This is a genomic window from Colwellia sp., from assembly GCF_013214175.1.
GTDB lineage: Bacteria > Pseudomonadota > Gammaproteobacteria > Enterobacterales > Alteromonadaceae > Colwellia.
Window position 1 is genome coordinate 45,375 of the sequence record NZ_JABSPA010000006.1, and the last position, 14,079, is coordinate 59,453.

A 14,079-nucleotide genomic window follows, 5' to 3' on the forward strand; every position below is an offset into this window, starting at 1 on the left:
AATTAATAACCTGTGATGCTGCTAATTCAGTAACATCTAATGAAGTACTTTTAATGAAACTCACTTACAGCAACATTTTTGTAGCTAGCCCTTTCTTGATTAGGCTTTGCTTAACGAGGTTTGGCTTAACTAGTTTAGGTTTAGCTAGATTAAGCTTAATTGGCTTAAGCCTAATTAGTTTTGTCATTTATACCTGTGTTGATGCCAAGGCAAATAATGCAGCGAATGACATTAATAGTTATCAAGCACAGCTTGAGTCTGTTGATAAGGCACATCAAGCCTTAACCAAAAGCTTTTATGATGAGTTAGTGAAAACGCCGTCATTAAAAGCCGCTAGATTTAATACCATTGAAGCGCTTGCTCAAGCTGTGAACCAAGCACTAGTCAATGAAAGTAAAAGTGAAAGCAATAATTCAGTAAAAGCTGTTGCCTTAATAATCCGTAATCAATCTCTGCTCAAGCGCTACTACGATAGTCTAGAAACTATCTCCTTAATTAAGCTGCTATTAGATAATAATGCCTTAATTAATGCCACATCACTGATTAAAGCCATTGAGCGCCAAGGCGATGACAATGTTATTGGCCAATTAAATTACCTGTTAGCTGATTTTTATTTTCAGCGTAAAAAATGGTCCAAGGTACTTAGTTACCTTAACGACAATGATACCGACTTACCGCTGGAGCAACATCACCATGCTTTGCTGATGAAGGGTGTTTCCCTACAGCAACAAAGCAAACATGGCTTAGCAATTAAGGCCTATGAAAAGATTCCTGCAACGGCTAAACACTATACTGCTGCCCAATTAAATTTAGCCATCGCCAATATTAGACAAGGTTGGTGGACTGATGGTCACCAGATAATTAAACAACTTCTTGCCTCACAAGAAACAGTTGCCCAAGAGAAAACATTAAACCGTTTATATATTACCCTAGGCTATTCGCTGTTAAATCAAGCCTATTATCGCAATGCTAGAAAAACCTTCCAATTAGTTGGCCTTAGCAGTCGTTATAGTAATCAAGCGCTCCTAGGTATTGCCTTAACAGCTGCCTATCAAGATGATTACCTTGGTGCATTAAACGCAAGTCGGTTTTTAAAGGAAAAGCAGCAAGATGATCTGCCCATTGATGAGGCATTTTTATTGATGCCATTTTTTTATGAAAAGTCACAACAACTTGCCACCGCATCACTGGGTTACTCACAAGCAGCAAGTTATTACCAAGATAAGATTTCAGCGCTCACTCAATTGATTGACGCACCCATTAATTTAGCAAGTCACCCGATTGTGCTCAGTAATGGCATCAGTAACGGCGTCAGTAACGGCGTCAGTAACGGCGTCAGTAACGGCGTCAGTATGAACATTAACAATATGCATATCGGCTTCTCGGCAAATTATCCCAGCTACTTCTTTACCCAGCGGCACAATGCAGAACAATTAAAGTCATGGCAGGCGCAATTAAATAATCCTAAATTAAGTCAGGACTTGTCTTCGGTAATGCAAGAGTATGATGTGTTAACAGTGAACATGGCAAAAAGCATAATGCACAACAGAGTTGCACAGTTGAGCAGCTATTTAAATCAATCTAGATATGGCTTGGCCAGACTTTATGACAACAATACGGTGGCACAATAATGCCGGGTAATTTATCAAAATTTATTTTTTCACCACTTGTTTTTTCACAGCTTAATGCCACTAAGCTATCGTTACTGCTAGTTTGCTGCTTGAGCGGATTGCTTAGTGGCTGTAACGAACAAGAAAGCTCACGACAAACACTGCAAAGCATAGATAACACTGAACAACATAAAAATGCGCAACAAAAAAAGGCCATCGCCAAGTCAGAAAATGATATTCGCGACGCCTACATAAATTATTTAAAACATGCCTCAAAATCAGATTTATCACGTGCCGATGCGTTAAATAGACTGGCGGCTATTGAATTTAAATTATCAGAAGAGTTATTACTAAACTCGGCCATAGAAGAAGCAGAAACAAAACTGGCCAATGAAAAATTAAACAGAACTATTGAGCTATTAGAAACCTCGATAAAAGATTACCCCAAGGCAAAACACAATGATGTCACGCTTTATCAGCTAGCCAAGGCTTATGATCAACAGGATGATTACGAGCAGACACATGAAGCATTAAAGCAGTTGGCTGAAGATTACCCTAAATCAATTTACTATTTAGAAGCACAATTTAGACTGGCTGAATATGCCTTTAGTGCTAAGCAATATCCGCAAGCTGAAGATAAATATACCGAAATAATTATTGCTAAAAACAATGCCGTTTTCTACGAAAAATCATTGTATAAGCGTGGTTGGGCTCGCTTCAAACAAGAGTTTTATATTGAAGCAGCCGATGATTTTGTGCAAGTAATTAACTTTAATGACTTTCAACAATATGAGCAATTAACCGCTAGTCAGCGCAGTTTATTTGATGAGTATTTTCGCGCCATGGGATTATCATTCTCCTATCTGGGCGGCGCTGAGCCACTTAACTTGTACTTTAAACAAACTGAGCATGTTAATAATTTATATTATATTTACAGCAGCTTAAGTGACACTTTCCTCAAACAACAGCGTTATAACGATGCGGTAAGTACCTTAGACAGTTATATCGACCAATACCCTGACTCTGAGTTCTCAGCACAAGCCTCTTTAAAAATGGTCGACATATGGAAGCAAGCTGGTTTTGTCGAACAAAGAAAAGCCGCTTTCGAGCAATTTTATGCCGACTATCAACCAAGCAGTAGTTATTGGCTTAACAAAAAAAGTCGCTATAAAAAACGCTATGAGATGATAAAGCTCGCACTGAAAAACCATATTTTAGTTGAGACTGCGACTTACCATAAAAAGTATCAACAAGGTAAATTGCCAGCGGACTTCACTCGTGCAGAGCGTTGGTATAAAAATTATTTAAACCATTTTTACGCCTACTCTCGCCAAGATAATATCCACTTCTTATTTGCTTCACTGTATTTACAACATAAAGATGAAAAGCTTGCCTTTAAGCATTATCAACTGGCGGGCTTTGACGAACAGATCATCACCAATAAAGATGCCGCCTATCAAGCGATTACCTTGGCAGATAACTTATTAGCTGCTGCGAAAAATCCAAATAGTCAGGCTGTTTGGCTCAGTCGATTCATTGACTCGTCAATTTTATATGCACAGCAATACCCAACTGATAAACACACTATTAAAGTCATCGCCCGTGCCAGCGATATCGCTTATAGCAATAAGAGATTTAGCGATACCATTGTTTTAGCTGAATTGGTTATCAGTGATAAAAACAGCAAACTGATCAGCAATATTAATATGGTAAGAGCACATGCCTACTTTCAAACCAAGCAGTACCTAGCAGCAGAGCATAGCTATTTTTCTTTAGTAAATAACCAAGAGCTAATTCCTAAAGATAAAACCTCGGCAACAGAAGGTCTTGCCTTAGCGATATTTTATCAAGGCAGTCGCGCGGCTGAACAAAAAGAAATGCAGTTAGCTATTGAACACTATGCAAGGATTTCTCTGCTCACACCAAAGAGTACAACCGCAGCCTCTGGTCTATTTGATGCTATTGCTTTATCAATTCAGAGTGAACAGTGGTTACCAGCCATTGACTATATTAAGCGCTTTAGAAAACTCTATCCGCATCATAAAAAATCAAATGATATCGCTAAAAAACTGTCTGTTGCCTACTTAAATTCTAAGCAAAATATTGCCGCGGCAAAAGAGTTAGAAAAATTGTCGAGCCGTGAAAATAGTAAAGAATATAAAATGGCTTCACTACTCAAAGCCGCTGAACTTTATCAAACAAATAACGATACCCTTTCGGCTATTCGATCATTAAAAAAATATATTAAAACTTACCCGCAACCTTTTACGCCCTATTTCGAAGCTATGTATACCTTAACGCAATTATATACTGAGACTAACGAACTCAATAAAGGCATATTCTGGCATAAAAAAATTCTGGCCGCGGATAAAAGAACGCCAAACTCGGCTAAAAATGAACAAGCTAAGTTTATCGCTTCAAATGCTGCAATTGCCCTAGCACGTCACGAAAATCAGCGTTTTTCCAAAGTGAAACTAGTAAGGCCATTAAAGAAGAATTTAAAACGGAAAAAGCAAAGTATGCTAGCCAGTGTTAACTATTATGCCCGCGCTTCTTCTTATGGCGTTGCAGAAACAGCAACAGAAGCAACCTATGCCATTGCCACTATTTACAACGACTTTAGTCAGGCTTTATTAACGTCTGAAGTGCCCAAGCATCTTAATGATGACGAACAAGAGCAATATCTATTTTTGCTCGAAGATCAGGCCTTTCCCTTTGAAGAAAAAGCCATCGAATTTTACGAAGTTAACCTAGCCTATACCCAAGATGATATTTACGATCAATGGATAAAAAAGAGCCATCAAGCATTGCAGCACTTATTTCCAATCAGGTATCAGCGAGAGCCAAAAGTAGAGGACTTTATTAATGTCTTACATTAAACCTAATCTGAGCATTACTTTGAACATTAGCTTAGTCATCATTTTTATCATAACTATCTCGGCTTGTAGTAATCAAGTAACAAGTAACCAGCCGGTAGTGACTAAGCAAACTGCCGAGTCTTCAATTGAAGAGCTACAACTCTATAAAAATGCCATTGTAGCGTTAAATAATAATGAGCTAGCTAAGGCTAAAAAATTATTTACCACCATGAGTGAACGCCAGCCAAATATTGCTGGTTCATGGGCTAATTTAGCGTTAATTAGTATTAAAGAAGATAACTTAGCTCAAGCAGAAGTTTATGCAAAAACAGCGTTAGTGAAAAATCCCAATATGCCACAGGCATTGAACTTGTCCGGTTATCTAGCACAAAAAAAAGGCGCTATTAATATCGCCAAGTCTTATTACTTACAGGCAATTAGCCATAAGTCGGATTACGCCTTAGCGCATTATAATTTGGCACTCGTTTATGATGTTTACCTGCAAGACATCGCTAAGGCTATTGAGCATTACCAATATTATTTAGCCTATAACAAACAGCAAGACGAAAATACGGAAAACTGGTTAGAGGGTTTACAAGCAACCATGGCGGCAAATAATTGATGAAAAAAATACTGATTAACAGCTTAGTGTCATTGGCACTTAGCCTTGCTGCAGTTTTCGGTGCAGCCGAAGCCATTGCCGAAGATAATGTAAGCAATAACCAAAGTATGACTGAGCCTGTTGATAGGGTCGAACTAAGAACAAGCTTTATCAAAGGTAATAAAGAACTGCCCCAGGTACTTTATATTGTGCCTTGGCAAGAGATAAAAAAGGTCGTCCTAAAGCCAGAAAACATGGTGTTGCATAGCTTATACGGTGATATTTTTCAGCCAATTACACCAGCAGATCTTATTGAATAATAACTAATACTAAAATTAATAAAAAACAGTGCCTGAGTAAATCGAATACATACACGGATGCACTACAACAATAATACTAATAACAATTTTTGAGGTGTTAAATGAAAAATTACTACTGGTTACCTTTTCTAGATGAAGGTTGGCATAGCGATACTGTTGCCAGAATGACCCATAGAGACGCTATCCTCCCTTTTAGTGATGGCTCTGCGGCTACTCGCACTAGAGGCGGCAATACAAAACCTGCCGGAAGATGGAGTGATATCGGCTCTGGTGATCAAGTATTAATTGGCGGTCATGGTCACAAATATTCAACTGAAAAAGTGACCTGGGTAACAGCTAACAGAAATATTAGCTGGACGGCTTCACAATTAGCTTCAGCGATTAAGCTTAACCTTGCTAATTGTGGGCAGCGTAAAATAGATTTTCATATTCTTGCTTGTTTCGGTGCTAACAATATGACGCCACTAGCGAAAAGCTTTGGTTCAAAACTTGCCAAAGAATTAAAAGTTCGTGGTCTTAGAGGCACCTTAACAGCTTATAAAGGCGCTATAGGCATGATGGCTGCTCGAGGTCATCAAACAGGTACTAGCCGCATTACCGCATTGCCTTATTTTGCCTTTGGTGACGGCGCAAGTACCACAGGTAACCCAACTAAAGATGCTGGCGTTAAGTGGCAACTTCACCCGTAAGCTAGTAGCCATGGAAAGTTAGCAGATAAAAGGCCGATAAGTAAAACTAAAGACTTATTGGTCTTTTTTATAGCTGCTAACTTATACCTACTAATTTATACCTACGAATTAAGGTCATCTAATAGTTAATACCATTTCCTGCTAGCAATTGAACACATAAGCCCATTGCGCTACTATAAAATTCAACAGCCAATTGAGTAATCCCATGAAAAACATAGTCTTTATAACCTCTGTATTATGCCTTGCCTGCTGCTCATTAACTTATGCCGCTAATGCTGCTAATAACAATGCCAAGTCAGTTCAAGCTGCCATGCCTGAACTTATGACCTTATATAAAGATTTACACCAAAGCCCTGAGCTTTCTAGTGTCGAATTTAATACCGCGAAGAAATTAGCCAAAACGGCCCGCGATTTAGGTTTTGAAGTTACGGAAAAGGTTGGTGGTACCGGTGTGGTTGCAGTATTAAAAAATGGTCAAGGGCCAACGGTCTTAATTCGTGCCGATATGGATGCGCTACCAGTAAAAGAGCAAACCGGTTTGACCTTTGCTTCCAAGGTAACAACCACAACGGAGGAAGGTCAGCAAGCCCATGTCATGCATGCTTGTGCACACGATACTCATATGAGTAGCTGGGTTGGCACGGCAAAACTACTTAGTGAAAACAAAGCAAATTGGTCTGGCACTTTAGTGATGATTTTACAGCCTGCAGAAGAGCGTGGTCGTGGCGCAAAAGACATGATAGCTGATGGATTATATAAACGTTTCCCCAAGCCTGACTATGCCCTAGCCTTTCATAATTCAGCCAGCTTAAAAGCCGGTGTTATTGGTTATACGCCAGGTTTTACTTTTGCCAATGTTGATAGTGTAAATATTGAAGTTAAAGGTGTCGGTGGTCATGGCGCTTATCCGCACGCAACAAAAGATCCTATTGTGTTGGGCGCGCGCATTGTTGGCGCATTGCAAACCTTAGTTAGCCGTGAATTAGACCCGCAAGATCCTGCTGTAGTTACCGTTGGTAGTTTTCAATCAGGCACTAAGCACAATATTATTTCTGATAACGCGCTACTTTTACTAACCGTGCGCAGCTACTCAGATAAAACCCGTCAAACTTTACTTGATGGCATAGCCAGAATAGCCAAAGGCGAAGGCATTGCTATGGGTTTACCGGAAAATTTACTGCCAGTAGTGACAGTAAAAGATGAATACACGCCAGCCGTTTTTAACGAGCCTGAATTTACCAAAGAAATGGCCGCGCTATTTACCGCAGAGCTTGGTAAAGATCGCGTTATTGAGGTACCTGCAGTAATGGCAGGTGAAGATTTTGGTCGTTATTATCGCGCGGATACCAGCATTAAAAGTATGATATTTTGGGTAGGTGGTGTGCCGCATGATAAATGGCAAGCGGCACAAGAAACTGGCGCAGCTTTACCATCTCTACACAGCCCGTTTTGGGCACCTGATGCCGAGAAAGTTATTGCTACGGCTACCCAAGCAATGAACAGTGCGGTGTTAACTATATTGGCGAAGTAATTTAAATCGTGATTAAGCTATTGCGGCCGTTATTACACAAAAGCGCTGTGGATATATCCCTATAAGCTCACTTATTCATCCATGAATAAGATGTTTTGTTCCATAAGGCGGCTTCACAGCTTTTACTCCCTTACTTTTAGCTTAAGCTAAACAAAGCGACTGCTCATGCGAATATCCTTACTGTAAGTTAAAAATAACCTTAGGATTAACGGTTGTAGCGCTATTTATGTTCTTTTTATCATTTTAAACGTGTTCCGTCTGCTCAATAGTAGACGTTGCTATCACTTTTTTTATCAGCTTAACGATTATTAAAACGGGCTAATTTATTATTATTTTAGTAGTAAAGTTACTAAAAAATTAGCTTTATAGGCACTCGCCATAAAAGCTAACTTTAAAATAATCACCAATCAATAAACTAGCTATTTATTAAGTAATATCAGTTATGGGCTACCATCAGTAATAACCCAACCTTTGCCTTCTAATGTAGCTTTAGCTGCATCAGAGTCTAATGAAGGTAGACTATCGCCAGCACCAAAAGTGACATTAGGTTGCACAACTCGCTGACTCCAGCCATTGAGTAAAGCATCATAATTATCGGTAGAGAGGGCTATATTCTTAAACATCTCACTCATGTTTGTAACAGAACTAACATCCCACTGACTTAAGTCTTGGTTAAACGCGGTAGCACCCATAAACATCTCACTCATGCCCTTAACTGAACTAACATCCCAACCACTGATATCTTGGTTAAAGCTACTTGCTCGATCAAACATACTTACCATATTGGTTACTGAGTTAACAACCCAACCACTGATATCTTGATTAAAGGCTGATGCCTCCCCAAAGGTACTTGACATTTCGGTTACTGAACTAACATCCCAACCACCAATATCATTATTAAAGACTGAGGCACCGTAAAACATACCTTCGATACTAGTTACTGAGCTAATAACCCACCCGCCTATATCCTGGTTAAATGCAAAGGCATAAGAGAACATCTCTACCATATCGGTTACAGAGCTAACATCCCAACCGACGACATCTCCATTAAATACCGTTGCCTCTCTAAACATATTCCCCATATATAACGCTGAACTAACATCCCACTCACCAATACCTTGATTAAAGGCATATGCTTGATTGAACATATCACCAAAGCTTTCGACAGAGCTAACATCCCAACGACTTATATCTTGATTAAAGGCAAAAGCTCCCCAAAACATCCCTTCCATTACGATCACATTACTAACATCCCAATCACTTATATCAGCGTTAAAAAGATAAGCGTCGCTAAACATCTCCATCAGGTCAGTAACATTCCTTAAATCTGGAGTATCGGTAGCATCACTAGTCATATTCTCACATTGATAGAATGCTTGTTTCATTGATTGCCATGCAATATCTCCCCATTGATTAATATTGAGCAATTTCTCAGCATCAGCGTTTGTATCAATAGCAGGAAAAGTACCACTGATGGTGACTGTATAAGTATCGTCTAGCAAATAATTATGCGTTAGATCGGTTGCTTGGTTATATAATATTGTGCCGTCACCCCAATCGATAGTGTAATCATAGGTGTAGTTATTATTAATTCGTATTGTTATGTCATCATTCGGACCATTCGTTTTCCATGTGGTGATAAAAGGTCTAGGTGCAACTACATTGATAGTTCGATTCAAAGTGGTAGTGTTACCCGATAAATCGGTAGCTGTGTACGTTAAAACGTAAGAGTCTATTACAGTGTTGATTACTTCACCTGCTGGAGCCTCAACAGTGATGTCACCATCAGCGTTATCTCGTGCAGTGGCACCCAATTCTTTATAGTCACGTCCCTGGCCTAAAATAATTGTATCACTACCATTTAAGGTAATAACAGGGCCAATAGTATCAACAACAGTGACGATTCGCTCTACTGGTATCGCTTCATTACCTGCAGCATCCCTTGCCGTGTAGGTAATACCATAGCTACCAATTTTATTGATAAGAATAGTGTCAGTGGTAGTAGTTTCAACATTGCTATCGATATTATCAGTGGCCGTTGCGCCAGCGTCTTTATAAGCAATACCATATTCATGGTTAATTTTTGCTTCACCATTTAAAGTGATTACTGGCGCGGTCAAATCGACAACATTTACCGTACGCATAACAGCAGTCGCTTCATTACCTGCTTCATCTTTGGCAGTGTAGGTAACAGTGTAACTGCCGATAGCATCAGCTTTGACATCATCTGAGGTAATGACGTTGATAGCTTCATCAACATTATCGCTTGCATTAGCGCTGGCATCGACATAAGGCGTGCCGACTGGGTGAATAACTTCACTACTACCACCAAGGGTAATAACAGGAGCTATATCATCAATGACATTTACTATTCTGGTTGAAGTACTTGTATTGCCTGCGGCATCTGTAGCGGTGTAAATAAGGGTATAGCTATTCACAATCGAGCTATCAACACTGCCTGTCATGGTAACGTCTACATTGCCATCAGTTGCATCATTTGCCGTAGCCCCCTCATCATCATAAGAGGTGTCGATACTGTGAGTAAGAGGTGTATTACCTATTAAGGTAATAACTGGCGCTGTAGTATCTTTGGGTGGAGGAGTAGGAGTAGGCTCAGTAGAGTCGCTGCCTCCACATGCGGTTAAGGTAGTTAAAGATAAAAATAATATCGCATTAATTTTGGCTGAAAGTGTCGGTGATTTTCGCAGAGAAAAGAGCGATGAAAAACATGAAATTACGGGGGGCACGAAAGGTACTAACATAAAACATCCTTGTGGTATTCTTGTGGTATAAATATCAAAGGTCAATCTTTGATTACTTCAACGGGGAAAGTAACATAGCCAGAGAATTATTAACAGAGTAAAAAGAAAGCTCTTTGAAGTAGTAAGCTATTCATTAACTGGTAATAAATCCCCCAAGTAGCAACTTTGAAAGGCCTCACTATTAAAGTTGCAGCTCTTAAAGCACTTCCCTTAAACGACCGACTTCACCACTTTAATATTTAAACGCTTAGCAATACGATTCAAGTTAGCCCTATCCGTTGATAGTCGTCGTGCCGCTGCCGCCCAATTACCCTGCTCTTCTTTGAGAACGCGACTAATCAATTGCTTTTGAAAATTTTCAGTCTCAGCCTTTAGGGGTAAAATAGCACGCTCATCTGTTGTCGTTGAAAAAGCATTTTCAGCAATAAGTTCTATTGGTTGCTCTACTCCTACCGCTTGCAGTGAGCCACAATCTTCTGGCTCGATAGCGATTATCGCCTTACCACGCTGACGGGCACGCGCCTTTAGCGTCGCTCGGCTGACCACGTGCTCTAATTCACGCACGTTACCTGGCCAATCATATTGTGTTAAGTGGACAATCGCTTGTTCAGTAATTTTTAACTGAGAAATACCAAGCTTACGCCTTGTTTGTTCAACAAAATATCCCGCTAACAATTGCACATCACCAACCCTTTCATAAAGCCTTGGCACTCTAATGGGATAGACGCTTAATCTATGGTACAAGTCGGCACGAAAACGCCCTTCGCCCACTTCTTCTTTTAAGTCTCGGTTGGTAGCAGCGACAATACGAACATTCACTTCTTCAACATTATCTTGACCGACAGGTTGAATTTCATTGCTTTGTATCGCTCTTAATATCTTACTTTGCGCAGCTAAAGGTAACTCCCCTATTTCATCTAAAAACAAGGTGCCGCCATCGGCGAGTGCAAACTTACCAGCACGGTTTTTATCCGCGCCAGTAAAAGCACCTTTTACATGACCAAATAATTCACTCTCAATTAGATTTTCGGGTAAGGCAGCGCAATTGACATAAACCATAGGGCCATGTTGGCGTAGTGATTTTTGATGTAAGGTACGGGCAACCAACTCTTTTCCAACACCGGTTTCACCATAGATTAAGATATTAAAATCAGATGATGCAACTATATCTAACTCTTGTTTAAGTTGTGACATGATAGGGCTATCACCGATAAGTTCTCCACCATCACGCTTCCATGCTTCTTCTGTTAACTCCGCGACCACCAGCTGAGAGTGATCAGCCCTACTTTCAAGTTGCTCTAACAAGAACGCGGTATTCAGGGTTGCTGCCGCCATGGCTGATATGACCTCAAGGGTGCGTACTTCAATATCTTCAAAGTCATGAGGCGTTAAGCTATCGATGGTTAATAAGCCTAAAAGCTTATCATCATAATACAGTGGTAAACCCATGCATGAATGCACAGGTAAATCACCCGCTCTATCGATTAACAAACCATCATAGGGATCAGGTAATGGCGAGTCCGCGGCAAATCGAATCGGCGCTTTAGACTGACAAAGCTCAGCAAACCTAGGGTGCTCTTCAATATAAAAACGTCGTCCTAAAGTATCTCTACTTAAACCCTGCAAGGCGATGGGCTTAAGTATATCGCCATGGTAGGAGAGTAATGCCACCGCATCGCAAGCAATGGTTTTCTTAACTGTATCTAATAAGCGGTCAAATCTATCTTTACTATTTAAGCTAGTAGCTAGATCAAGCGCTAGCTCAATAACTGCCGATGATGATATTTTTTTCATTTCGTTCCTAAAATAGTTTCCTGAAATAACTTTTCTTAAATAGCAGTGCTAATACCTAGAGCCAAGGAGCGCAGAGCTAAGTAACACAGAGCCAAATCATACTCTGGACAAGACAAAATAACACGAAAGAGTCTTATTGACTACGGAATAGATGAGTCATTTAGACTACACCTACAAACACAAAAAACATAACCAGCTGAATTTAATCAATAAAAACAGTTGGCATCTACTTTGCAATATAGAAAGTAAATAAACAAAACTCGAATTGAGCCCAGCATGTATTCGCAATTTATCATCGCTCGTCAACTACCCAATATAGAAAACGCATTAGGCTTGCAAAAATGCTTAGTGATTGGCAATTACCTAATGTTGACGTCTTTTTTAGTGGTGACCAGCTGCATATTTATCACCTTCGGCTATGACCAACACTTTGCCATGTCTGCGCAAATATCGGCCCATATAGCCACCATAGTTTTTGCTGGTTTACTTAAAATTGGTTATGTACTGCGCTGTGTTGCTTTACATGGCTTTGGCAAAAGGAACTTTTAACATGCTACAAATTCAAGACCCTGAAATCACTCAATTAAGCCATACCGCTCACGGAAGTGGCCTGCAAGGATATGCTCAACAAGGCCATGACAACCAAAACATTATTGTGCTCAATTATATAGACCAACATCCAGTATTTGACTTACCGTTTAGAAGCTACTTTTTGCTGGCTGTTGTTAGCTCACTATTCGCGTTAGGTATTTGGGCAGCGTACTTTAATGGTTATTTCACTTTTAGCGGTAATGGTATTTCACCGTTAACTTGGCATATACATGAAATGATTTTTGGCTTTGGCGCCACAGTAGCCGTTGGTTTTATTCTCACTGCCGCGCAAACTTGGACAGGTCAGCCAAGTATAAAAGGCTTGCCAGTACTCGGCTTCATTGTACTTTGGCTATTAATTAGGGTGGAGTTATTTATTAACTTACCTAGCACAATCATTATGGCTATCGTCTTGCAAAGCTTTTGGTGGCTTGGCTCGATAATCGTATTTACTCGTTTAGTACTAAAAAGTAGCAATCGCCGAAATTACCTTTTTATTCCATTATTATCGGTTTTGATGTTGCTTAACATTGCGTTGTTGCTGCTCGATTTCAACGGATACTATGAGTTGGCTCGTCATATTGCTCGCACCTGTGTATTAATGTTTTGCTTGTTGATGGGCATTTTAGGCGGCCGAGTAATTCCATTTTTTACTGTCTCCGGCGCTAAGCTAGAGCCGATAACAGTACCTAGTTGGCTGACACCTTTATTAACAATCACTTCAATTTCAGGTGTACTGGTGTTTTTTAGCTCTGCCTTTATTGATTTACCCTTTAGCCCCGCGGCATTGATGATAACTGCTGGCCTGCTACACCTTATTAGACAGTGTTATTGGCGTAGCTTTGCCACCAAAAATATCGCTTTATTATGGTCTTTACACCTTGCATATTTCTCCCTTGGCTTAGGGTTAATTTTATTAGGCATGAGTTACTTAACAAACCAGACCATTGAATACCTCAACATAGCAATTACCTTCGCTGATGCACTGCATTTGATCACTATCGCTGCAATGGGCTTAATGATCTTTGCCATGATGAGCAGAGTATCTCTGGGCCACACCGGCAGAGCCTTAACACCAAGTAAACTGGTGTCATGGATATTCTTTCTTATTATTTTTTCTGCGCTGACACGAGCAATTTTGCCAAGCTTAGTTCAGCAACCACTTGTTAGTTGGAATGTTAGTGCCATAGCCTGGCTAATCGCAGGGGCATTATTTTTAAAAGTTTACTTGCCAATTTTAACCACTAAAAAAATAGTTAAATCTTTTCGTCATTAAATAAGCCAACAGCAATATATATAGATCATTAAAAATTAATTCAAAAG

General features: G+C 39.8%; 10 protein-coding genes. 8 read left to right on the forward strand and 2 right to left on the reverse strand.

The window, feature by feature from the left end; translation table 11 throughout:
• The first annotated feature begins 53 nt into the window (after positions 1–53).
• The 6 genes from HRT55_RS14585 (at position 54) to HRT55_RS14610 (ending at position 7,609) form a co-directional block, all read left to right on the forward strand.
• Positions 54–1,631 (forward strand): hypothetical protein, encoded by a 1,578-nt coding sequence (locus tag HRT55_RS14585; RefSeq protein WP_291622428.1) that lies wholly within the window; start codon positions 54–56, stop codon positions 1,629–1,631.
• The gene (locus HRT55_RS14590) at positions 1,631–4,489 is read left to right on the forward strand and encodes a tetratricopeptide repeat protein (protein WP_291622430.1); all 2,859 of its coding nucleotides are present in this window, start codon (positions 1,631–1,633) and stop codon (positions 4,487–4,489) included. Before HRT55_RS14585 ends, HRT55_RS14590 begins: the two co-directional genes overlap by 1 nt.
• Entirely contained in the window at positions 4,476–5,090 is a 615-nt protein-coding gene (locus HRT55_RS14595) for a hypothetical protein (RefSeq protein WP_291622432.1), read from the forward strand. The genes HRT55_RS14590 and HRT55_RS14595 overlap by 14 nt, the downstream gene beginning before the upstream one ends.
• On the forward strand, positions 5,090–5,389 hold the full coding sequence (locus tag HRT55_RS14600) for a hypothetical protein (protein ID WP_291622434.1): 300 nt from the start codon (positions 5,090–5,092) through the stop codon (positions 5,387–5,389). Before HRT55_RS14595 ends, HRT55_RS14600 begins: the two co-directional genes overlap by 1 nt.
• Positions 5,390–5,490: 101 nt before the next feature.
• On the forward strand, positions 5,491–6,078 hold the full coding sequence (locus tag HRT55_RS14605) for a hypothetical protein (protein ID WP_291622435.1): 588 nt from the start codon (positions 5,491–5,493) through the stop codon (positions 6,076–6,078).
• 205 nt (positions 6,079–6,283) lie between these two features.
• On the forward strand, positions 6,284–7,609 hold the full coding sequence (locus tag HRT55_RS14610; protein ID WP_291622437.1) for an amidohydrolase: 1,326 nt from the start codon (positions 6,284–6,286) through the stop codon (positions 7,607–7,609).
• A gap of 440 nt (positions 7,610–8,049) precedes the next feature.
• Here the strand turns inward: HRT55_RS14610 and HRT55_RS14615 are convergent, their stop codons facing one another.
• Positions 8,050–10,371, reverse strand: a complete 2,322-nt coding sequence (locus HRT55_RS14615) for a BspA family leucine-rich repeat surface protein (protein ID WP_287206450.1) — start codon at positions 10,369–10,371, stop codon at positions 8,050–8,052.
• Positions 10,372–10,581: 210 nt separating this feature from the next.
• Positions 10,582–12,165, reverse strand: a complete 1,584-nt coding sequence (gene norR, locus HRT55_RS14620; RefSeq protein ID WP_291622442.1) for a nitric oxide reductase transcriptional regulator NorR — start codon at positions 12,163–12,165, stop codon at positions 10,582–10,584.
• Positions 12,166–12,441: 276 nt separating this feature from the next.
• Here norR and HRT55_RS14625 point away from each other — a divergent pair, with 276 nt between their 5' ends.
• On the forward strand, positions 12,442–12,714 hold the full coding sequence (locus HRT55_RS14625) for a hypothetical protein (protein WP_291622444.1): 273 nt from the start codon (positions 12,442–12,444) through the stop codon (positions 12,712–12,714).
• Position 12,715: 1 nt separating this feature from the next.
• Positions 12,716–14,032 carry an NnrS family protein gene (locus HRT55_RS14630; protein ID WP_291622446.1) on the forward strand — a complete coding sequence of 439 codons (1,317 nt, stop codon included), beginning with the start codon at positions 12,716–12,718 and terminating at the stop codon, positions 14,030–14,032.
• The last annotated feature ends 47 nt before the right edge of the window (positions 14,033–14,079 follow it).

Bases quoted from the DNA above. Each gene is read 5' to 3' on its own strand.
- HRT55_RS14585 (WP_291622428.1), top strand. From the start codon at position 54: ATGAAACTCACTTACAGCAACATTTTTGTAGCTAGCCCTTTCTTGATT.
- HRT55_RS14590 (WP_291622430.1), top strand. From the start codon at position 1,631: ATGCCGGGTAATTTATCAAAATTTATTTTTTCACCACTTGTTTTTTCA.
- HRT55_RS14595 (WP_291622432.1), top strand. From the start codon at position 4,476: ATGTCTTACATTAAACCTAATCTGAGCATTACTTTGAACATTAGCTTA.
- HRT55_RS14600 (WP_291622434.1), top strand. From the start codon at position 5,090: ATGAAAAAAATACTGATTAACAGCTTAGTGTCATTGGCACTTAGCCTT.
- HRT55_RS14605 (WP_291622435.1), top strand. From the start codon at position 5,491: ATGAAAAATTACTACTGGTTACCTTTTCTAGATGAAGGTTGGCATAGC.
- HRT55_RS14610 (WP_291622437.1), top strand. From the start codon at position 6,284: ATGAAAAACATAGTCTTTATAACCTCTGTATTATGCCTTGCCTGCTGC.
- HRT55_RS14615 (WP_287206450.1), bottom strand. From the start codon at position 10,371: ATGTTAGTACCTTTCGTGCCCCCCGTAATTTCATGTTTTTCATCGCTC.
- norR (WP_291622442.1), bottom strand. From the start codon at position 12,165: ATGAAAAAAATATCATCATCGGCAGTTATTGAGCTAGCGCTTGATCTA.
- HRT55_RS14625 (WP_291622444.1), top strand. From the start codon at position 12,442: ATGTATTCGCAATTTATCATCGCTCGTCAACTACCCAATATAGAAAAC.
- HRT55_RS14630 (WP_291622446.1), top strand. From the start codon at position 12,716: ATGCTACAAATTCAAGACCCTGAAATCACTCAATTAAGCCATACCGCT.